This window comes from Paraburkholderia franconis, from assembly GCF_009362735.1.
In the GTDB taxonomy this organism is placed as follows: domain Bacteria; phylum Pseudomonadota; class Gammaproteobacteria; order Burkholderiales; family Burkholderiaceae; genus Paraburkholderia; species Paraburkholderia franconis.
Window position 1 is genome coordinate 87516 of the sequence record NZ_WHNP01000024.1, and the last position, 19681, is coordinate 107196.

The following is a 19681-nucleotide window of genomic DNA, read 5'->3' on the forward strand; positions in this document are numbered from 1 at the left end:
TTGCGCGTTCTGCATGAATTTTGCAGGCGGACCGCGGGCACCAGAGAGCTGGGGACGCTGACGAAGCGGAGGCGTCCAGGACCCGCACCACGATAAAACGAGCGAGACGATGGCGAAACAACGAGCAAAACTGGTAGTCGGTAACTGGAAGATGCACGGTCGGCTTGCCGACAACCGCGTGCTGCTGCAAGCCGTATCGCACGGCGCGAACGATCTTCCGGACGATGTGCGAGTCGGCGTATGCGTGCCGTGTCCCTATCTGGCGCAAGCGCAGTCGCTGCTGGAAGGTGGCCGCGTCGCGTGGGGCGTGCAGGATGTGTCCGCGTACACGCAGGGCGCCTACACCGGTGAAGTCGCTGCCGAAATGGCTGCCGAGTTTGGCGCGTCGTTTGCGATCGTCGGACACTCCGAGCGTCGTGCGTATCACCGCGAAAGCGGCGAGACCGTCGCGGTCAAAGCGCAGCGCGCGCTCGAAGCAGGCTTGACGCCGATCGTCTGCGTCGGCGAAACGCTCGAAGAACGCGAGTCGGGCAAGACGGAGCAGATCGTGGGCGCGCAACTCGATGCGGTGCTCGCGAAGCTGTCGGTGGGCGATTCGGCTCGCATCGTCGTTGCCTATGAGCCCGTGTGGGCCATCGGCACCGGCAAGAGCGCGACGGCGCAACAGGCGCAGGATGTTCATGCGTTCCTGCGCGCGCGTCTCGCGGCGAAGGGCGACGATGTGGATAGCGTTCCGCTGCTGTACGGCGGCAGCGTGAAGCCGGAGAACGCGGAAGAGTTGTTCAGCCAGCCGGATATCGACGGCGGTCTGATTGGCGGCGCATCGCTGAAAGACAAGGATTTCCTGGCAATCTGCAGTGCAGCTGTCGCGGCGACCACCGCGCGCTAACACACGACAAGACAGAGTGCCCGGGCGAGGATGACCCATTGCGCGCAGCATGTGTTGTTGCGCGGTTAAATAAAGACTCAGGTGAGTGTGATGCTGTATTTGAAAACGTTGATCATTGTCGTGCAGTTGCTGTCGGCGCTTGGCGTCATCGGCCTCGTGCTGTTGCAACACGGCAAGGGCGCCGACATGGGGGCGGCCTTCGGTAGTGGCGCATCGGGCAGTCTCTTCGGCGCGACGGGCTCTGCTAATTTTCTGTCACGTACGACTGCGATACTGGCAGCAGTGTTCTTCGCCACCACGTTGGCACTGACGTACATCGGCGCGTATCATTCGAAACCTTCGGCAGGCGTGCTCGGTGGTGCTCCTGCAGCGGCTCCTGTGGTTGCATCGACTGCTCCTGCTGCGTCTGCACCGGCTAATGCATCGGCTGCAGTTGCTGCATCTGCAGCTTCTGCGCCAGGCCAGGACGTGCCGAAATAAATTTTCGAGGGAAACGCGTTTGTGCGTTGAACAAACTGCTTAAGCGGGTTACAATTCAAGTCTTGAAGCGATTCGCGGGTTTTACAAGTTGTTTTCCCGGATTGCAGACAGTGCCGACGTGGTGAAATTGGTAGACACGCTATCTTGAGGGGGTAGTGGCGAAAGCTGTGCGAGTTCGAGTCTCGCCGTCGGCACCAATGTTATCTAATGCCAGCCGCTTGCTTCAGCTTCGGCTGGCATTTTCACTTCTAGGGTGGTGTTTGCTGTGGGCTTTCGACATCAAGCATCCCGAAGTGTTTCGCGTCAGGGGTTGTTCAAAGTAGTCCACGTCTCCTGACGTCACTCAGAACCAACCGATTGAGGATAGCTTTGAACCTCGCAGCCTATTTCCCCGTATTGTTGTTCCTCCTCGTGGGCACCGGTTTAGGCGTAGCACTGGTCAGTATCGGCAAGATCCTCGGTCCGAATCGGCCGGATACCGAAAAGAACGCACCGTACGAGTGCGGTTTCGAAGCATTCGAAGATGCGCGCATGAAATTCGATGTGCGCTACTACCTGGTTGCCATTCTCTTCATCATTTTCGACCTTGAAACAGCGTTCCTGTTCCCGTGGGGTGTTGCCCTGCGCGATATCGGCTGGCCGGGCTTCATCTCGATGATGATTTTTCTGCTCGAATTCCTGTTGGGCTTCGCCTATATCTGGAAGAAAGGCGGCCTTGATTGGGAATGACGGGTTAATCGCCGGTTTGCATGGGTGGCGATGGCTCGCCGCCCGTCTGGAGTGGAAAACAAATGAGTATCGAAGGGGTCTTGAAGGAAGGGTTTGTCACCACCACGGCTGACAAGCTGATCAACTGGACGCGTACCGGTTCCCTGTGGCCGATGACGTTCGGTCTCGCGTGTTGTGCTGTCGAGATGATGCATGCGGGCGCCGCCCGTTATGACCTCGATCGTTTCGGCGTGGTGTTTCGTCCGAGTCCGCGTCAGTCGGATGTGATGATCGTCGCCGGCACGCTGTGCAACAAGATGGCGCCTGCGCTGCGTAAGGTCTACGACCAGATGGCCGAGCCGCGCTGGGTGATTTCGATGGGTTCGTGCGCGAACGGCGGCGGCTACTATCACTACTCGTATTCGGTGGTGCGTGGTTGCGACCGTATCGTCCCCGTCGATGTGTATGTACCGGGTTGCCCGCCCACGGCTGAAGCGCTGGTGTACGGCGTGATCCAGCTGCAGGCGAAGATCCGCCGCACCAATACCATCGCCCGTCAATAAGGCCAGAGCCTCCCCCACAATATGGCAAGCAAACTCGAGACCCTCAAAGCGAACCTCGAGGCGGCCTTTGGCGGCCGCCTGACGAGCATCACCGAATCCATCGGTGAGCTGACCATCGTCGTGAAAGCGGGCGATTACCTCGAAGTGGCAAAGCGTCTTCGCGATGACGCGACGCTTCACTTCGAGCAGCTGATCGACCTGTGTGGTGTCGACTATCAAACTTACGGTGAAGGCGCTTACGAAGGTCCGCGTTTTGCCGCTGTCCTGCATCTGCTGTCCATCTCGAACAACTGGCGCCTGCGCGTGCGCGTGTTCGCACCGGACGACGATGTGCCTCTGGTTCCGTCGGTCGTCGAGATCTGGAATTCGGCCAACTGGTATGAGCGCGAAGCGTTCGACCTGTACGGCATCGTCTTCGAAGGTCATCCGGACCTGCGCCGCATCCTGACCGATTACGGTTTCATCGGTCATCCGTTCCGCAAGGATTTCCCGGTTTCCGGCTACGTCGAAATGCGCTACGACCCGGAAGAGAAGCGTGTCGTCTATCAGCCGGTGACGATCGAGCCTCGGGAAATCACGCCGCGCGTGATCCGCGAGGATCGCTATGGCGGCCTGAAACACTAAGAGAACGCCATGGCAGAGATCAAGAACTACACGCTCAACTTCGGCCCGCAGCACCCGGCAGCGCACGGCGTGCTGCGCCTCGTGCTCGAACTCGACGGCGAAGTGATCCAGCGCGCCGATCCGCACATCGGCCTCCTGCACCGCGCGACCGAAAAGCTCGCGGAGAGCAAGACGTTTATCCAGTCGGTGCCGTACATGGACCGTCTCGACTATGTGTCGATGATGGTCAACGAGCACGGCTATGTGCTCGCGATCGAAAAGCTGCTCGGCATCGACGTGCCTATTCGCGCAAAGTACATCCGCGTGCTGTTCGACGAAGTCACGCGCGTGCTGAACCACCTGATGTGGATCGGCGCGCATGCGCTCGACGTCGGCGCGATGGCGGTGTTCCTCTACGCGTTCCGCGAGCGCGAAGACCTGATGGACGTGTATGAGGCGGTGTCCGGCGCACGGATGCACGCGGCGTACTATCGTCCGGGCGGTGTCTATCGCGATCTGCCGGACGCGATGCCGCAATACAAGGCATCGAAGATTCGCAATGCGAAGGCATTGTCGAAGCTGAACGAGAACCGCCAGGGCTCGCTGCTCGATTTCATCGAAGACTTCTTCAACCGCTTCCCGAAGTACGTCGACGAGTACGAAACGCTGCTCACCGACAACCGCATCTGGAAGCAGCGTCTGGTCGGCATCGGCGTCGTGACTCCGGAGCGCGCGTTGCAGCTGGGCCTGACGGGCGCGATGCTGCGCGGCTCGGGCGTCGAGTGGGATCTGCGCAAGAAGCAGCCGTATGAAGTGTATGACCAGCTGGACTTCGACATCCCAGTCGGCGTGAATGGCGATTGCTACGACCGCTATCTGGTGCGTGTCGAAGAAATGCGTCAATCCACGCGCATCGCGAAACAGTGCATTGAATGGCTGCGCAAGAATCCCGGCCCTGTGATGACGGACAATCACAAGGTCGCGCCGCCGTCGCGCGTCGGCATGAAGTCGAACATGGAAGATCTGATTCACCACTTCAAGCTCTTCACGGAAGGCTTCCACGTGCCGGAAGGAGAAGCGTACGCGGCCGTCGAGCATCCGAAGGGCGAGTTCGGCATCTATCTCGTGTCGGATGGCGCGAACAAGCCGTATCGCCTGAAGATTCGCGCGCCGGGTTATGCGCACCTGTCCGCGCTCGACGAAATGGCGCGCGGTCACATGATCGCCGACGCCGTGACGATCATCGGCACGCAAGACATCGTGTTCGGTGAAGTCGATCGCTAGGCGAGTTCACTAGCAGTATTCATCAAGGCGCGCGCTCACGTAGCCGATAACGCATGAGAAGCGGGGCGCGCGTCAAGCAAAGGAACGCCGGGTCTGTCGCAACACGCAGTGCGCGACAGGTTTTCGTTCGGTAGGAATTGAAAGAGTCGTGTCTGAAAATGATCTCAGCTGAAGGCCTGAAAGAAATCGATCGTGCGATCACGAAGTACCCCGCCGATCAGAAACAGTCCGCCGTGATGGCGGCGCTGGCCGTCGGTCAGCAGGAGCATGGCTGGCTGTCGCCCGAACTGATGCAGTTCGTCGCGGACTATCTCGGCATGCCGGCCGTCGCCGTGCAGGAGGTCGCGACCTTCTACACGATGTTCGAGACGTCGCCTGTCGGCAAACACAAGATCACGCTCTGCACGAACCTGCCGTGCCAGCTCGGTCCCGATGGCGGTTCGGACAGCGCCGCCGAATATCTGAAGCAGAAGCTCGGCATCGACTTCGGCGAAACCACCCCGGACGGCAAGTTCACCCTGAAAGAGGGCGAGTGCATGGGTTCGTGCGGTGACGCTCCCGTGCTGCTCGTGAACAACCATCGGATGTGCAGCTTCATGAGCCGCGAGAAGATCGACCAGCTGCTCGAGGAACTTTCGAAATGACGTCTTTGCACGATCGTCACATCAAACCGCTGATTCTCGCCGGCCTGAACGGCGACAACTGGCATCTTCAAGACTACGTGGCGCGCGGCGGCTACAAGCAGCTGCGCCGTATCCTCGAAGAGAAGATTCCGCCGGAGCAGGTGATCGCCGACGTGAAGGCTTCGGGTCTGCGCGGCCGTGGCGGTGCGGGCTTCCCGACTGGCCTGAAGTGGAGCTTTATGCCGCGCCAGTTTCCGGGGCAGAAGTATCTCGTCTGCAACTCTGACGAGGGTGAGCCGGGTACGTTCAAGGATCGCGACATCCTGCGCTGGAATCCGCATTCGCTGATCGAAGGCATGGCCATTGGCGCGTACGCGATGGGCATTACGGTCGGCTACAACTACATCCACGGCGAAATCTTCGAAGTCTACAAGCGCTTCGAAGAGGCGCTGGAGGAGGCGCGCGCAGCCGGCTTCCTCGGCGACAACATCATGGGCTCGGGCTTCTCGTTCCAATTGCACGCGCATCACGGTTACGGCGCCTACATCTGCGGCGAAGAAACCGCGCTGCTCGAATCGCTGGAGGGCAAGAAGGGCCAGCCGCGCTTCAAGCCGCCGTTCCCGGCGAGCTTCGGCGTGTACGGCAAGCCGACCACGATCAACAACACCGAAACGTTCGCAGCCGTGCCGTTCCTGCTGGAGGTCGGTCCGCAGGCTTACCTCGAAATGGGCAAGCCGAACAACGGCGGCACGAAGATCTTCTCGGTGTCGGGTGATGTCGAGCGTCCGGGCAACTACGAAATCCCGCTCGGCACGCCGTTCTCGACGCTGATGGAACTCGCAGGCGGCATGCGCGGCGGCAAGAAGATAAAGGCCGTGATTCCCGGCGGTTCGTCGGCGCCCGTGATTCCGGGCGACATCATGATGCAAACCGACATGGACTACGATTCGATCGCGAAGGCGGGTTCGATGCTGGGTTCCGGCGCTGTCATCGTGATGGACGAGACGCGCTGCATGGTGCGCTCGCTGTTGCGCCTGTCGTACTTCTATTACGAAGAGTCGTGCGGTCAGTGCACGCCGTGCCGCGAAGGCACGGGCTGGCTGTATCGCGTCGTGCATCGCATCGAACACGGCCTCGGCCGCCCGGAAGATCTGGATCTGCTGAACTCGGTCGCCGAGAACATCATGGGCCGCACGATCTGCGCGCTCGGCGATGCGGCTGCCATGCCCGTGCGTGGCATGCTCAAGCACTACTGGGACGAATTCGAGTATCACGTCGCCAACAAGCGTTGCCTCGTCGGCGGTCATGCGGGCGCAGCGGCGGCATCGGAAACGGTCGCTGCATAACGCCAGAGTAAAGCCAGAGGCAGGCGCGGGAGCCGCCGCTTCGCGCCAAAGCGCAGCGGCGAGCGGGCGAACGATTGAGCGGTAACAGGTTAAGGAAGATTGACCATCATGGTTGAACTTGAAATAGACGGCAAGAAAGTAGAGGTGGCCGAAGGCAGCATGATCATTCAGGCTGCGCATAAGGTCGATACCTACATCCCTCACTTCTGCTATCACAAGAAGCTGTCGATTGCGGCCAACTGCCGGATGTGTCTCGTCGATGTCGAGAAGATGCCGAAGGCCGTGCCTGCATGCGCGACGCCGGTGTCGGCGGGCATGATCGTGCGCACGAAGTCGGAAAAGGCGGTGAAGGGCCAGCAATCCGTGATGGAGTTTCTGCTGATCAATCACCCGCTCGATTGCCCGATCTGCGATCAGGGCGGCGAATGCCAGTTGCAGGATTTGGCCGTCGGTTACGGCAAGTCGTCGTCGCGTTATAGCGAAGAGAAGCGCGTCGTGTTCCACAAGAACGTCGGCCCGCTGATCTCGATGGAAGAAATGACGCGCTGCATTCACTGCACGCGCTGCGTCCGCTTTGGCGAAGAAATCGCCGGCGTGATGGAGCTCGGCATGCTGGGCCGCGGCGAGCACTCGGAAATCACGTCGTTCGTCGGCAAGACGGTCGACTCCGAGCTGTCGGGCAACATGATCGACCTGTGCCCGGTCGGTGCGCTGACCAGTAAGCCGTTCCGCTACAGCGCGCGTACGTGGGAACTGTCGCGCCGCAAGTCGGTGAGCCCGCACGATTCCGTCGGCGCGAACCTCGTCGTGCAGGTGAAAAACAACCGCGTGATGCGCGTGCTGCCGTTCGAGAACGAAGCGATCAACGAGTGCTGGATTTCGGACAAAGACCGTTTCTCGTACGAAGGCCTCAACAGCCCGGAACGTCTGACGCGTCCGATGCTCAAGCAAGGCGGCCAGTGGATCGAGACGGACTGGCAGACGGCGCTCGAATACGTCGTCAAGGGCCTGAAGGGTATCAAGGCGGATCACGGCGCGGACGCGTTTGCCGCGCTCGGGAGCGCGCACAGCACGGTCGAAGAACTGTTCCTGCTGAAGAAGATCGCGGAAGCGGTCGGCACGCCGAACGTCGATTTCCGTCTGCGTCAGACGGACTTTTCGGCGGGTGCAAACGGCACGCCGTGGCTGGGTACGGCTATCGCGAATCTGTCGATGCTCGACGCCGCATTGGTGATCGGCTCGTCGCTGCGCCGCGACCATCCGCTGTTCGCCGCGCGTCTGCGTCAGGCAGCGAAGGGCGGCGCGAAGATCACGCTGCTGCAAGGCACGCGCGACGACGCGCTGATCCCGCAAGCTACACGCATCGCCACGGCACCGTCCGCATGGCTCGACGAACTGGCCGGCATCGCTGCCGCCGTGTCGGAAGCGAAGGGCGTCGCGCTGCCGGAAGCGTTCACCGGCACGCAGGCATCGGATGTCGCGAAGCAGACGGCGGCATCGCTCACCACGGGCGAGTTGCGTGTCGTGCTGCTCGGCAACGGCGCTGTCCAGCATCCGGAGTTCGCGCGCATTCACGCAGCGGCTCAATGGATCGCTGATGCAACGGGCGCATCGCTCGGCTTCCTGACGGAAGCGGCGAACACGGTCGGCGCGCATCTCGTCGGCGCATTGCCGGGCGAGGGCGGTCTGAACGCTCGCGAAGTCTTCGAACAGCCGCGCAAGGGTTATCTGCTGCTGAACTTCGAACCGGAATTCGACACGGCCAACCCGGCACAAGCGCTCGCCGCGCTGAACCAGGCGGAAATGGTCGTCGTGATGTCGCCGTTCCAGACGGGCGCCGAATACGCGGACGTCCTGCTGCCGATCGCGCCGTTCACGGAAACGGCCGGCACGTTCATCAACGCGGAAGGCACGGTCCAGATGTTCAACGGCGTCGTGCGTCCGCTGGGCGATACGCGTCCCGCATGGAAGGTTCTGCGCGTGCTGGGCAGCCTGCTCGGCGTGCCGGGCTTCGAATACGACACGGCTGAAGAAGTGCGCGTCGCCGCATTGGGCGATGGCGATCTGACGCCGCGCCTGTCGAACAGGACGACGGCGGCCGTCGCACGCAGCAGCGCGGCGAAGGCGGCGGATGGCACGTTCGAGCGCATCGCCGATGTGCCGATCTATCACGCCGATCCGCTCGTGCGTCGCGCAGAGTCGTTGCAGCTGACGACAGCCGCGCGTGCTGCCCACACGGTCGGTTTGCCGGCGGCATTGTTCGACAAGCTGGGTTTGAAGGAAGGCGACGCGGTGCGCGTTCGTCAGGGCGATCGCTCGGTGCAGGTTCCGGCCGTGCGTGATACGAATCTTGCGGAGACGGTCGTCCGCGTATCGGCGGCTACGCCTGCCGGTGCAGCGCTGGGCAGCCTGTTCGGTGAACTGGTGGTGGAGAAGGCGTAAATGACCTTGTTCGATACGATCAACGCGGGCGGCAGCCAGCTTCTCGGCGTGGCCTGGCCTACGGTGTGGGCACTTGTGCGCATCCTCGTGGTGTCCGTCGCGATCCTGCTGTGCGTGGCTTACCTGATCCTGTGGGAACGTAAGCTGATCGGCTGGATGCACGTGCGCCTCGGCCCGAACCGCGTCGGCCCGGCGGGTCTCCTGCAGCCGATCGCCGACGTGTTGAAGCTGCTTCTGAAGGAAGTCATTCAGCCGACGCAGGCGAGCCGCTGGATCTACCTGATCGCGCCGATCATGGTGGTGGTCCCCGCGTTCGCGGTGTGGGCGGTGATTCCGTTCCAGTCGGGTGCCGTGCTCGGCGACATCAACGCGGGGCTGCTGTACGCGATCTCCATTTCGTCGATGGGCGTCTACGGCGTGATTCTCGCGGGCTGGGCGTCGAACTCGAAGTACGCGTTCCTCGGCGCAATGCGCGCGGCGGCGCAGATGGTGTCGTACGAAATCTCGATGGGCTTCGCGCTCGTCGTCGTGATGATGACGGCAGGCACGATGAACCTCTCGGACATCGTCGGATCGCAGATGCGCGGCATCTTCGCGAGCCACGGCGTGACGTTCCTGTCGTGGAACTGGCTGCCGCTGCTGCCGGCCTTCGTCGTGTACTTCATTTCGGGCATCGCCGAAACGAACCGTCACCCGTTCGACGTGGTGGAAGGCGAGTCGGAAATCGTGGCAGGTCACATGATCGATTACTCGGGCATGGCGTTCGCGCTGTTCTTCCTCGCCGAGTACATCAACATGATCGTGATCTCGGCGCTGGCTTCTGTCCTGTTCCTGGGCGGCTGGAGCGCACCGTTCGGGTTCCTGTCGTTCATTCCTGGCATCTTCTGGCTGCTGCTGAAAGTATTCTTCCTGTTGTCGGTATTCATCTGGGCGCGTGCGACGTTCCCGCGCTACCGCTATGACCAGATCATGCGTCTGGGCTGGAAGGTGTTCCTGCCGGTTACCGTGATCTGGGTGATCGTGGTCGGCCTCTGGATCATGTCGCCGTTGAATATCTGGAATTAAGGAGGCGGACGAACCATGACCGCAATCCAAAACTTCTTCAAGACCTTCTTTCTGACCGAACTGCTGAAAGGCCTCGCGCTGACGGGACGCTATGCGTTCCAGCGCAAGATCACGGTGCAGTTCCCGGAAGAGAAGACCCCGATCTCGCCGCGTTTCCGCGGGCTGCACGCGCTGCGCCGCTATGAGAACGGCGAAGAGCGCTGCATCGCATGCAAGCTGTGCGAAGCGGTGTGCCCGGCGCTCGCTATCACGATCGAATCGGAAACCCGTGCGGACAACACGCGCCGCACGACGCGCTACGACATCGACCTGACCAAGTGCATCTTCTGCGGTTTCTGCGAGGAGAGCTGTCCGGTCGATTCGATCGTCGAAACGCACATCCTCGAATATCACGGCGAAAAGCGCGGCGACCTGTACTTCACGAAGGACATGCTGCTCGCAGTCGGCGACCGTTACGAAGCGGAAATCGCCGCGAACAAGGCAGCCGACGCACCTTATCGTTGATTTGGGTTGATATAGCAGTTCGACGCCGCACGGCTTACCAGGCGCAAAACCGTGCGGCGCTGCCAGACCGCTTGGGCGTCGCGTCAGTGAAAGCGATGTATTAGAAGACGCGCGCCGAAGCACCAAGCCTGACGATGGCCTAACGATGAATCGGTAATCATGGAATTCACGACCGTACTGTTCTACATCTTCGCGCTACTCCTGACGGTGTCAGGGCTGAAGGTGATCACTTCGCGCAACCCGGTGGCGTCCGCGTTGTTCCTCGTGCTCGCGTTCTTCAACGCGGCCGCGATCTGGATGCTGCTGCAGGCGGAATTCCTCGCGATCCTGCTTGTGCTGGTGTACGTCGGCGCGGTGATGGTGCTGTTCCTGTTCGTCGTGATGATGCTGGACATCAATCTCGACGTGTTGCGGCGCGACTTCAAACGCTTCGTGCCGATGGCGACGGTGGTGGGCGCCATCATCGTGGTCGAAACGGCGCTGATCCTGTGGCACGGTTATGGCGCGACGGTTCAGCCCGTGCGCGACACGACGGCTGCCGTCGCGGGCGCCGCCGACTGGTCGAACACGCGCCTGATCGGCAAGGTCATCTACACGGATTACATCTTCGCGTTCGAAGTTGCCGGCCTCGTGCTGCTGGTTGCGATCATCGCGGCGATGGCGCTGACCGCGCGTCACGGCAAGGACAGCAAGCGCCAGCGCGTGTCGGAGCAGGTGAAGGTGCGCCGCGAAGACCGCGTGCGCGTGGTCAAGATGGCAGCAGAGAAGGAACGTCTGGCTGAACCTGAAGCCATTACCGGCGACGCTGGCGCCGGCAAGAACAGCTGACGCAGAGGAGAGAAACATGTTGTCACTTGCCCATTACCTCGTGCTCGGCGCGATCCTGTTCGCGATCAGCGTCGTCGGCATATTCCTGAACCGTCGCAACGTCATCATCATCCTGATGGCGATCGAACTGATGCTGCTGGCGGTCAACACGAATTTCGTCGCGTTCTCGCATTACCTCGGCGACGTGCATGGCCAGATCTTCGTTTTCTTCGTGCTGACCGTCGCGGCGGCCGAAGCGGCGATCGGCCTCGCAATTCTGGTGACCCTGTTCCGTAGTCTCGACACGATCAACGTCGAGGATCTCGATCAGCTCAAAGGTTAATTTCAGGCACAGGCTCTTATGTCAACGACACTCAATGAAAACCTGTTGCTGGCGGTTGCGCTCGCACCGCTGGCCGGCTCGCTGATCGCAGGGCTGTTCGGCAAGACGGTCGGGCGTGCGGGTGCGCACTCGGTCACGATCCTCGGCGTTGCGATTTCGTTTGTTCTTTCGTGCATCGTTTTCCTCGACGTGCTGAATGGTGCGAGCTTCAACGCGACCGTGTACGAATGGATGACGGCCGGCAAGGTCAAGTTCGAAATCGGCTTCCTCGTCGACACGCTGACGGCCATGATGATGTGCGTCGTGACCTTCGTGTCGCTGATGGTGCACATCTACACGATCGGCTACATGGCCGACGAAGAAACGGGCTACGAGCGCTTCTTCTCATACATCTCGCTGTTCACGTTCTCGATGCTGATGCTCGTGATGAGCAACAACTTCCTGCAGCTGTTCTTCGGCTGGGAAGCGGTGGGTCTCGTGTCGTACCTGCTGATCGGCTTCTACTTCAAGCGTGAGAGCGCGATCTACGCGAACATGAAGGCGTTCATCGTCAACCGCGTGGGCGACTTCGGCTTCATTCTGGGCATCGGTCTGCTCCTCGCGTACGGCGGCTCGATGAACTACGGCGAAGTGTTCGCGAAGAGCCACGAGCTGGCTTCGCTGACGTTCCCGGGCACCGACTGGGGCCTGCTGACGGTCGCGTGCATCTGCCTCTTCATCGGCGCAATGGGCAAGTCGGCGCAGTTCCCGCTGCACGTATGGCTGCCGGATTCGATGGAAGGCCCGACGCCGATCTCCGCGCTGATTCACGCGGCAACCATGGTGACGGCGGGTATCTTCATGGTGACGCGCATGTCGCCGCTGTTCGAGCTGTCGGATTCGGCGCTGTCGTTCATCACGGTGATCGGCGCGATCACGGCGCTGTTCATGGGCTTTCTCGGCATCGTGCAGAACGACATCAAGCGTGTCGTCGCTTACTCGACGCTGTCGCAGCTCGGTTACATGACGGTTGCGCTCGGCGTGTCCGCGTATCCCGTCGCCGTGTTCCACCTGATGACGCACGCGTTCTTCAAGGCCCTGCTGTTCCTCGGCGCGGGCTCGGTCATCATCGGCATGCACCACGATCAGGACATGCGCAACATGGGCGGCCTGCGCAAGTACATGCCGATCACGTGGATCACGTCGCTCGTCGGTTCGCTCGCGCTGATCGGCACGCCGTTCTTCTCGGGCTTCTATTCGAAGGACTCGATCATCGATGCGGTCAAGCTGTCGCATCTGCCAGGTTCGGGCTTCGCGTACTTCGCGGTTGTCGCAAGCGTGTTCGTGACGGCGCTGTACTCGTTCCGCATGTACTTCATGGTGTTCCACGGCGAAGAGCGCTTCCGCGGTCCGAAGCATCCCGACTCGCCGATGGGTGCCGAAGCTGCTGCGCACGGCCATGGCGATCACGGCCACGGTCACGACGACCACGCTCACGAGCCGCACGAAACGCCGTGGGTGGTGTGGGTGCCGCTGGTCCTGCTCGCGATTCCGTCGATCGTGATCGGCGCAATCGGCATCGGCCCGATGCTGTACGGCGATTTCTTCCAGCACGGCGTGGCGTTCGAGAAGGTCATCTTCATCGGCGAAAACCATCCGGCTCTGCACGAGATGGCGGAAGAATTCCAGGGCTGGGCCTCGATGGGCCTGCACGCCGCGTCGGGCGTGCCCGTGTGGCTGGCGCTTGCGGGTGTCGTGGTGGCGTGGTTCCTGTACCTGCAGCGCCCCGATCTGCCCGCTACGCTGCGCCGCGCGTTCGGTCCGATCTATACGCTGCTGGATAACAAGTACTACATGGACAAGATCAACGAAGTCGTGTTTGCACGCGGCGCCGTGGCAATCGGCCGTGGCCTGTGGAAGGAAGGCGACGTCGTGGTCATTGACGGTATTGTCAACGGAAGCGCGCGCTTTATCGGCTGGTTCGCGAGCGTGATCCGTTTCCTGCAATCGGGTTACATCTACCATTACGCGTTTGCCATGATCATCGGCATGCTGGGGCTCTTGACCCTGTTTGTAACGCTCGGCGGCAAATAAGAACAGGCTGGAGACACTTCACATGCATACGACGTTTCCGATTCTAAGTATCGCGATCTGGATGCCGATTGTTTTCGGCCTGGTGGTTCTAGCCATCGGTTCAGATCGTAATCCCGGTCCTGCGCGCTGGATTTCGCTGATCGGGTCTGTCCTGAGTTTCATCGTGACAATTCCGCTGATCACGGACTTCGACTCGAGCACAGCAGCATTGCAGTTCGAAGAGAAGGCCGGCTGGATCGAGCGCTTCAATATCACGTACCACCTCGGCATCGACGGCATCGCGATGTGGTTTGTCGTGCTGACGGCGCTGATCACGGTGGTCGTCGTGATCAGCGCGTGGGAAGTGATCACGAAGAATGTCGCGCAGTACATGGCCGCGTTCCTGATCCTGTCGGGCATCATGGTCGGCGTGTTCTGCGCGGCTGACGGCATGCTGTTCTACGTGTTCTTCGAAGCGACGCTGATCCCGATGTACATCATCATCGGCGTGTGGGGCGGGGCGAACCGCGTGTACGCGGCGTTCAAGTTCTTCCTCTATACGCTGATGGGCTCGCTGCTGATGCTGGTCGGCCTGCTGTACCTGTACACGCAGACGGGCACGTTCGATCTCGCGACGTGGCAAGCCGCGAAGCTGTCGATGACGCCGCAGGTGCTGCTCTTCATCGCGTTCTTCCTCGCGTTCGCCGTCAAGGTGCCGATGTGGCCCGTCCATACGTGGTTGCCTGATGCGCACGTGGAAGCGCCGACGGGCGGCTCGGTCGTGCTGGCCGCGATCATGCTGAAGCTGGGCGCGTACGGTTTCCTGCGCTTCTCGCTGCCTATCGCGCCGGATGCGAGCCATTTCCTCGCACCCGTCGTGATCACGCTGTCGCTGATCGCCGTGATCTACATCGGCTTCGTCGCGATGGTGCAGGCCGACATGAAGAAGCTGGTCGCGTATTCGTCGATTGCTCACATGGGCTTCGTCACGCTCGGCTTCTTCATCTTCAACCAGCTCGGTACGGAAGGCGCGATCGTCCAGATGATCTCGCACGGCTTCGTGTCGGGCGCGATGTTCCTTTGCATCGGCGTGTTGTACGACCGCATGCACTCGCGTCAGATCGCTGACTACGGTGGCGTCGTCAACACGATGCCGAAGTTCGCCGCGCTCGTGATGCTGTTCTCGATGGCGAACTGCGGCCTGCCGGGCACGTCCGGTTTCGTCGGCGAATTCATGGTGATTCTGGCCGCTGTCCAGTACAACTTCTGGATCGCGTTCGGCGCGGCCGTGACGCTGATTCTCGGCGCGGCCTATACGTTGTGGATGTACAAGCGCGTGTACTTCGGCGCGGTTGTGAACGACCACGTGAAGAGCCTCGTCGACATCAACCGTCGCGAGTTCTTCATGCTGGGGGTGCTCGCCGCGTTGACGCTGTACATGGGCATCTATCCGAAGCCCTTTACCGAAGTGATGCACGTGTCGGTGGAAAACCTCCTCTCCCACGTCGCGCAGTCGAAGCTGCCGCTACCGCAGTAATGCAGAGCGGAGGAATTTAAAAGATCATGCAAAACGCTCCTATGACCGCCTTGTTGCCTGACGCGCTGGTGATGGCCGCCATCGTCGTCGCGTGGCTCAACGACACCTTTGCCGGGCCCGACAGCCGAAAGACGACGTATTTCATCGCGCTCGTTTCGTCGGTGGTGGCCGGCATCTGGTTTGCCATCGAAGCCGTCGCGCCGGGCGCCGGGCCGCAGTACTTCTTCTCGCGCATGTACGTGGTGGATCCGTTCGCCAGCGTGATGAAGGCGGTCGTATCGCTTGGCTACGCGCTGACGATCATCTACTCGCGCAAGTATCTGGAAGACCGCGGCCTGTACGAAGGCAACTTCTTCCTGCTTGGCATGTTCTCGCTGCTCGGTCAGCTGATCATGATCTCGGGCAACAACTTCCTGACGCTGTATCTCGGTCTGGAACTGATGTCGCTGTCGCTGTACGCGGTGATCGCGCTGCGCCGCGATGCTGCTCCGTCGAACGAAGCCGCGATGAAGTACTACGTGCTGGGCGCGCTGGCTTCGGGCTTCCTGCTGTACGGCATCTCGATGCTCTATGGCGCAACGGGCTCGCTCGAACTGAACGAAGTGCTGAAGGCCGTCGCGTCGGGCCGCATCAACGACGTCGTGCTGCTGTTCGGCGTGATCTTCATCGTCGCGGGTGTCGCGTTCAAGATGGGCGCCGTGCCGTTCCATATGTGGGTGCCCGACGTCTATCAGGGCGCGCCGACTGCGATGACGCTGATCGTCGGCGGCGGCCCGAAGGTCGCGGCGTTCGCGTGGGGCCTGCGCTTCCTGGTGATGGGCCTGCTGCCGCTCGCCGTCGACTGGCAGGAGATGCTGGTCATCCTCGCCGCGCTGTCGCTGATCGTCGGCAACATCACGGGTATCGTCCAGCGCAACGTCAAGCGGATGCTGGCTTACTCGGCGATCTCGAACATGGGCTTCGTGCTGCTCGGCCTGCTGGCCGGCGTGGTCGACGGCAAGACGGGCTCGGCAGCGAGCGCATACGGCTCGGCGATGTTCTACAGCATCGTCTATCTGCTGACGACGCTCGGCTCGTTCGGCGTCGTGATGCTGCTCGCGCGCCGCGAGTTCGAAGCCGAAACACTCGACGATTTCAAGGGTCTCAACCAGCGTAGCCCCATCTTCGCGTTCGTGATGATGATGATGATGTTCTCGCTCGCCGGCATTCCGCCGGCGGTCGGCTTCTACGCAAAGCTCGCGGTTCTCGAAGCGACGATGAACGCGGGTCTCACGTGGCTCGCCGTGCTCGCCGTGATCACATCGCTGTTCGGCGCGTTCTACTACCTGCGCATCGTCAAGCTGATGTACTTCGATGACCCCGTCGACACGACGCCGCTCGCGGGCGACGCCTGCAAGCGCACGCTGCTGGCACTGAACGGCGTCGCCGTGCTGGTGCTCGGCATCGTTCCCGGTCCGCTGATGTCGATTTGCCTGAACGCGATTTCGCATACGCTGCCGCTGTAATGTCGGCAGCCGGGTGGTTCATCGTGCTGTTGGCGCTCGCGGGCGCCAACTTGCCGTTTCTGAATCAACGCCTGTTCGGTGTCGTGCCCTTGAGGGCCGAAAAGAAAAGCGCGTGGATCAGGATTGGCGAACTGATCGTGCTGTATTTCATTGTGGGCGCGCTCGGCTTCCTGCTCGAAGCGCGCGCCGGCAACCGCTTCGAACAAGGCTGGCAGTTCTACGCGATCACGTTCAGCCTGTTCATCGTGTTTGCCTTCCCGGGCTTCACGTTTCAATATCTCGTCAAACGGCGCTGACGGTTCCAGCCGTCGCGCCTCTCTCGCCGCAAGAGGCCGCACATGGCAGAACTTCCCGATCACGACGCCGCGCTCATCGAGACCTGCATCAAAAGCGAAGTGGCTTATCAAGGGCCCTTCATGACGGTCAAATGCGACACCGTGCGCCTGCCCGATGGCAAAACGGCGACGCGCGAATACGTCAAGCATCCCGGCGCCGTGATGGTGATCCCTCTCTTCGACGACGGCCGCGTGCTGATGGAGAGCCAATATCGCTACGCGATGGGCAAGGTGATGTACGAGTATCCGGCCGGCAAGCTGGACCCGGACGAAGACTCGCTGACCTGCGCAAAGCGCGAGTTGCTCGAAGAGACGGGCTATACGGCGCGCGAGTACGTCTATCTGACGCGCATTCATCCGATCATTTCGTACTCGACGGAGTTCATCGACATCTATGTCGCGCGCGGCCTGACGGCGGGCGAGCGCAAGCTCGACGATGGTGAGTTCCTGGAAACGTTCATCGCGAAGGTGACGGACGTGTCGGAATGGATACGGACGGGCCAACTGAGCGACGTGAAGACGATCATCGGCACGTTCTGGCTCGAGAAGCTGCTGTCGGGCGAGTGGGCGACGAACGCGGCAGAGGCGGGCTGATACGCCGCCCGCATTGACTCAGCGATCATCTGCAAAACGGTAGCCTTGGCGCTGCCGTTTTCCTTTTCTGACGTTCGTTGTGGGGCGGCCATCGACGTTCGGGCGCGTCATGCACCAACGCGCTAAAATGATTGACTGTCGTTCAGTTGCCAGCACCGCCTGCTTTGTCCGATACAAGAGCGCCAAGCGGCTGCGCTGCCGCTAGCCGGCCCACAAGAGCACCAGCAAAAGCAGCAGCAATCTTAACGAACGACCGTTCACAAATTTCGATTTTGCGCTAAACTCGTACGCAAGCCCTGATTCCACATGAAGGTCCTCGATCTACAGTGTCCGCACGATCATCGGTTCGAAGGCTGGTTTGCTTCCGCCGATGACTTCGAATCGCAGTTGTCCCGCAAGCTGGTCGGATGTCCGATTTGCGGTGCGACCGAAGTGAGCCGTTTGCCGTCGGCGCCTCGCCTGAATCTGTCGAAGGCGACGAGCGCCCCGTCCGACAAGGCTCCCGCGAACGCTAGCGAATTGCAGGCGCACGTGATGCGCGCGCTGCGCGAGGTGCTGGAAAAGACCGAGAACGTGGGCGACCGCTTTGCCGAGGAAGCGCGGCGCATTCACTATAACGAAGCGCCGGCTCGCAGCATCCGGGGCGTCACGACGCCCGAAGATGCGCGCGCCCTCGTCGAAGAAGGCATCGATGTGATGCCGCTGCCCGTACCCGCCGCGCTGAAAGAGCCGCTGCAATAGCCCTTGCTTGCAGTGCTCCTGGCGGCAACAGGCCGCGGCCAGGAGACACTGTGCATGGACCTGAACTATTCCCCCGCCGACGACGCGTTCCGCGCCGACATCCGCGCCTGGCTCGAAGCGAATCTGCCTGACGAGCTGCGCGACAAAGTCCTCAACCACAAACGTCTGAATCGCGACGACTTCGCGAACTGGCACAAGCTGCTCGGCAAGCGCGGCTGGTCGGCGCCTGCATGGCCCTCCGAATACGGCGGCCCGAACTGGAACACGACGCAGCGCCATATCTGGGACGAAGAGTGCGCCCGTGTCGGCGCGCCGACGGTGTTGCCGTTCGGCGTGTCGATGGTCGCGCCCGTGCTGATGAAGTACGGCAGCGAAGCGCAAAAGCGCCACTATCTGCCGCGCATTCTCGACGGCACCGACTGGTGGTGCCAGGGTTATTCGGAGCCGGGCTCGGGTTCGGATCTGGCGTCGCTGCGCACGCGTGCCGAGCGCGTCGGCGACCATTACGTCGTCAACGGCCAGAAGACCTGGACGACGCTCGGCCAGCACGCCGACATGATGTTCTGCCTCGTGCGCACCGACAGCGGCGCGAAGAAGCAGGAGGGCATCTCGTTCCTGCTGATCGACATGAAGACACCGGGCATCACGGTGCGTCCCATCATCACGCTCGACGAGGATCACGAAGTCAACGAAGTGTTCTTCGAGGACGTGAAGGTTCCCGTCGAGAATCTCGTCGGCGACGAGAATCGCGGCTGGACCTATGCGAAGTATCTGCTCGGACATGAGCGCACGGGCATTGCGCGCGTCGGCCAGTCGAAGCGCGAACTCGTGTTTCTCAAGCATCTCGCGCTAAAGCAGAAAAAGAACGTCAGGCCGCTGCTGCACGATCCGCTCTTTGCCGCGAAAGTCGCGAGCCTCGAAATCGAACTGATGGCGCTCGAAGTCACGGTGCAGCGCGTCGTGGCGAACGAAGCGGGCGGGCGCGGTCCGGGGCCGGAGGCGTCGATGCTGAAGATCAAGGGCACGGAAGTGCAGCAGGGACTGACGGAGCTGATGGTCGAAGCCGTCGGCCCGCTCGCCGCGCCGTTTGATGTGCCGTTCCTCGAAGGCGAACGCGAGCACAGCATCGCGGGCGACGACGATGCCGCGCCGCTCGCCGCGTACTACTTCAACTATCGCAAGACCTCGATCTACGGCGGCTCGAACGAAATTCAAAAGAACATCATCGCGCAGATGATTCTCGGACTGTGAGGAGCGGCG

20 protein-coding genes and 1 tRNA gene are annotated in these 19681 nt (G+C 61.3%); all 21 read left to right on the forward strand.

Features of this window, described 5'->3' with window-relative positions; all coding sequences use genetic code 11:
* The first annotated feature begins 109 nt into the window (after positions 1 to 109).
* Positions 110 to 889 (forward strand): triose-phosphate isomerase, encoded by a 780-nt coding sequence (gene tpiA, locus GCT13_RS24350; RefSeq protein WP_152762433.1) that lies wholly within the window; start codon positions 110 to 112, stop codon positions 887 to 889.
* A gap of 90 nt (positions 890 to 979) precedes the next feature.
* Positions 980 to 1369, forward strand: a complete 390-nt coding sequence (gene secG, locus GCT13_RS24355; RefSeq protein WP_152762435.1) for a preprotein translocase subunit SecG — start codon at positions 980 to 982, stop codon at positions 1367 to 1369.
* A gap of 112 nt (positions 1370 to 1481) precedes the next feature.
* Positions 1482 to 1566 (forward strand) — tRNA-Leu (locus GCT13_RS24360).
* Between the two features lie 172 nt (positions 1567 to 1738).
* Positions 1739 to 2098 carry an NADH-quinone oxidoreductase subunit A gene (locus GCT13_RS24365; protein WP_007588164.1) on the forward strand — a complete coding sequence of 120 codons (360 nt, stop codon included), beginning with the start codon at positions 1739 to 1741 and terminating at the stop codon, positions 2096 to 2098.
* Positions 2099 to 2160: 62 nt separating this feature from the next.
* Positions 2161 to 2640 (forward strand): NuoB/complex I 20 kDa subunit family protein, encoded by a 480-nt coding sequence (locus GCT13_RS24370; RefSeq protein ID WP_006052903.1) that lies wholly within the window; start codon positions 2161 to 2163, stop codon positions 2638 to 2640.
* Positions 2641 to 2661: 21 nt separating this feature from the next.
* Positions 2662 to 3264 (forward strand): NADH-quinone oxidoreductase subunit C, encoded by a 603-nt coding sequence (locus GCT13_RS24375; protein WP_152762437.1) that lies wholly within the window; start codon positions 2662 to 2664, stop codon positions 3262 to 3264.
* A 9-nt stretch (positions 3265 to 3273) separates the two neighbouring features.
* Positions 3274 to 4527, forward strand: coding sequence for an NADH-quinone oxidoreductase subunit D (locus GCT13_RS24380; protein WP_152762439.1), 1254 nt, complete (start codon positions 3274 to 3276; stop codon positions 4525 to 4527).
* A 158-nt stretch (positions 4528 to 4685) separates the two neighbouring features.
* Entirely contained in the window at positions 4686 to 5171 is a 486-nt protein-coding gene (gene nuoE / locus GCT13_RS24385) for an NADH-quinone oxidoreductase subunit NuoE (protein ID WP_087733287.1), read from the forward strand.
* Complete coding sequence (gene nuoF / locus GCT13_RS24390) at positions 5168 to 6496, forward strand: NADH-quinone oxidoreductase subunit NuoF (RefSeq protein ID WP_152762441.1); 1329 nt, start codon at positions 5168 to 5170, stop codon at positions 6494 to 6496. The genes nuoE and nuoF overlap by 4 nt, the downstream gene beginning before the upstream one ends.
* A gap of 108 nt (positions 6497 to 6604) precedes the next feature.
* Entirely contained in the window at positions 6605 to 8938 is a 2334-nt protein-coding gene (gene nuoG, locus GCT13_RS24395) for an NADH-quinone oxidoreductase subunit NuoG (RefSeq protein ID WP_152762443.1), read from the forward strand.
* Entirely contained in the window at positions 8939 to 10003 is a 1065-nt protein-coding gene (gene nuoH / locus GCT13_RS24400) for an NADH-quinone oxidoreductase subunit NuoH (RefSeq protein WP_152762445.1), read from the forward strand.
* Between the two features lie 15 nt (positions 10004 to 10018).
* Positions 10019 to 10507 (forward strand): NADH-quinone oxidoreductase subunit NuoI, encoded by a 489-nt coding sequence (nuoI, locus tag GCT13_RS24405; RefSeq protein ID WP_063495298.1) that lies wholly within the window; start codon positions 10019 to 10021, stop codon positions 10505 to 10507.
* Positions 10508 to 10666: 159 nt separating this feature from the next.
* Positions 10667 to 11335: an NADH-quinone oxidoreductase subunit J gene (locus GCT13_RS24410; RefSeq protein WP_152762447.1), complete on the forward strand. Its 669-nt coding sequence runs from the start codon at positions 10667 to 10669 to the stop codon at positions 11333 to 11335.
* A gap of 16 nt (positions 11336 to 11351) precedes the next feature.
* A complete protein-coding gene (gene nuoK, locus GCT13_RS24415) occupies positions 11352 to 11657 on the forward strand; it encodes an NADH-quinone oxidoreductase subunit NuoK (protein ID WP_087733282.1) in 306 nt (101 codons plus the stop codon).
* An 18-nt stretch (positions 11658 to 11675) separates the two neighbouring features.
* Positions 11676 to 13730, forward strand: a complete 2055-nt coding sequence (gene nuoL, locus GCT13_RS24420; RefSeq protein ID WP_152762449.1) for an NADH-quinone oxidoreductase subunit L — start codon at positions 11676 to 11678, stop codon at positions 13728 to 13730.
* 22 nt (positions 13731 to 13752) lie between these two features.
* On the forward strand, positions 13753 to 15246 hold the full coding sequence (locus tag GCT13_RS24425) for an NADH-quinone oxidoreductase subunit M (RefSeq protein ID WP_152762451.1): 1494 nt from the start codon (positions 13753 to 13755) through the stop codon (positions 15244 to 15246).
* Positions 15247 to 15272: 26 nt separating this feature from the next.
* Positions 15273 to 16751 (forward strand): NADH-quinone oxidoreductase subunit NuoN, encoded by a 1479-nt coding sequence (gene nuoN, locus GCT13_RS24430; RefSeq protein ID WP_152762453.1) that lies wholly within the window; start codon positions 15273 to 15275, stop codon positions 16749 to 16751.
* The gene (locus GCT13_RS24435; protein WP_152762455.1) at positions 16751 to 17047 is read left to right on the forward strand and encodes a DUF2818 family protein; all 297 of its coding nucleotides are present in this window, start codon (positions 16751 to 16753) and stop codon (positions 17045 to 17047) included. The genes nuoN and GCT13_RS24435 overlap by 1 nt, the downstream gene beginning before the upstream one ends.
* A gap of 42 nt (positions 17048 to 17089) precedes the next feature.
* Complete coding sequence (locus GCT13_RS24440) at positions 17090 to 17680, forward strand: NUDIX domain-containing protein (RefSeq protein ID WP_152762457.1); 591 nt, start codon at positions 17090 to 17092, stop codon at positions 17678 to 17680.
* A 306-nt stretch (positions 17681 to 17986) separates the two neighbouring features.
* Entirely contained in the window at positions 17987 to 18421 is a 435-nt protein-coding gene (locus GCT13_RS24445; RefSeq protein ID WP_152762459.1) for a DUF1178 family protein, read from the forward strand.
* A gap of 54 nt (positions 18422 to 18475) precedes the next feature.
* The gene (locus GCT13_RS24450) at positions 18476 to 19672 is read left to right on the forward strand and encodes an acyl-CoA dehydrogenase family protein (RefSeq protein WP_152762461.1); all 1197 of its coding nucleotides are present in this window, start codon (positions 18476 to 18478) and stop codon (positions 19670 to 19672) included.
* The last annotated feature ends 9 nt before the right edge of the window (positions 19673 to 19681 follow it).

What these genes read in the sequence shown, in the direction of transcription:
- nuoL (WP_152762449.1), top strand. Translation starts at nt 11,676, where the DNA reads ATGTCAACGACACTCAATGAAAACCTGTTGCTGGCGGTTGCGCTCGCA.
- GCT13_RS24370 (WP_006052903.1), top strand. Translation starts at nt 2,161, where the DNA reads ATGAGTATCGAAGGGGTCTTGAAGGAAGGGTTTGTCACCACCACGGCT.
- GCT13_RS24410 (WP_152762447.1), top strand. Translation starts at nt 10,667, where the DNA reads ATGGAATTCACGACCGTACTGTTCTACATCTTCGCGCTACTCCTGACG.
- GCT13_RS24450 (WP_152762461.1), top strand. Translation starts at nt 18,476, where the DNA reads ATGGACCTGAACTATTCCCCCGCCGACGACGCGTTCCGCGCCGACATC.
- GCT13_RS24375 (WP_152762437.1), top strand. Translation starts at nt 2,662, where the DNA reads ATGGCAAGCAAACTCGAGACCCTCAAAGCGAACCTCGAGGCGGCCTTT.
- GCT13_RS24435 (WP_152762455.1), top strand. Translation starts at nt 16,751, where the DNA reads ATGTCGGCAGCCGGGTGGTTCATCGTGCTGTTGGCGCTCGCGGGCGCC.
- GCT13_RS24380 (WP_152762439.1), top strand. Translation starts at nt 3,274, where the DNA reads ATGGCAGAGATCAAGAACTACACGCTCAACTTCGGCCCGCAGCACCCG.
- nuoE (WP_087733287.1), top strand. Translation starts at nt 4,686, where the DNA reads ATGATCTCAGCTGAAGGCCTGAAAGAAATCGATCGTGCGATCACGAAG.
- GCT13_RS24445 (WP_152762459.1), top strand. Translation starts at nt 17,987, where the DNA reads ATGAAGGTCCTCGATCTACAGTGTCCGCACGATCATCGGTTCGAAGGC.
- nuoF (WP_152762441.1), top strand. Translation starts at nt 5,168, where the DNA reads ATGACGTCTTTGCACGATCGTCACATCAAACCGCTGATTCTCGCCGGC.
- nuoH (WP_152762445.1), top strand. Translation starts at nt 8,939, where the DNA reads ATGACCTTGTTCGATACGATCAACGCGGGCGGCAGCCAGCTTCTCGGC.
- nuoI (WP_063495298.1), top strand. Translation starts at nt 10,019, where the DNA reads ATGACCGCAATCCAAAACTTCTTCAAGACCTTCTTTCTGACCGAACTG.
- secG (WP_152762435.1), top strand. Translation starts at nt 980, where the DNA reads ATGCTGTATTTGAAAACGTTGATCATTGTCGTGCAGTTGCTGTCGGCG.
- GCT13_RS24440 (WP_152762457.1), top strand. Translation starts at nt 17,090, where the DNA reads ATGGCAGAACTTCCCGATCACGACGCCGCGCTCATCGAGACCTGCATC.
- nuoK (WP_087733282.1), top strand. Translation starts at nt 11,352, where the DNA reads ATGTTGTCACTTGCCCATTACCTCGTGCTCGGCGCGATCCTGTTCGCG.
- nuoG (WP_152762443.1), top strand. Translation starts at nt 6,605, where the DNA reads ATGGTTGAACTTGAAATAGACGGCAAGAAAGTAGAGGTGGCCGAAGGC.
- nuoN (WP_152762453.1), top strand. Translation starts at nt 15,273, where the DNA reads ATGCAAAACGCTCCTATGACCGCCTTGTTGCCTGACGCGCTGGTGATG.
- tpiA (WP_152762433.1), top strand. Translation starts at nt 110, where the DNA reads ATGGCGAAACAACGAGCAAAACTGGTAGTCGGTAACTGGAAGATGCAC.
- GCT13_RS24425 (WP_152762451.1), top strand. Translation starts at nt 13,753, where the DNA reads ATGCATACGACGTTTCCGATTCTAAGTATCGCGATCTGGATGCCGATT.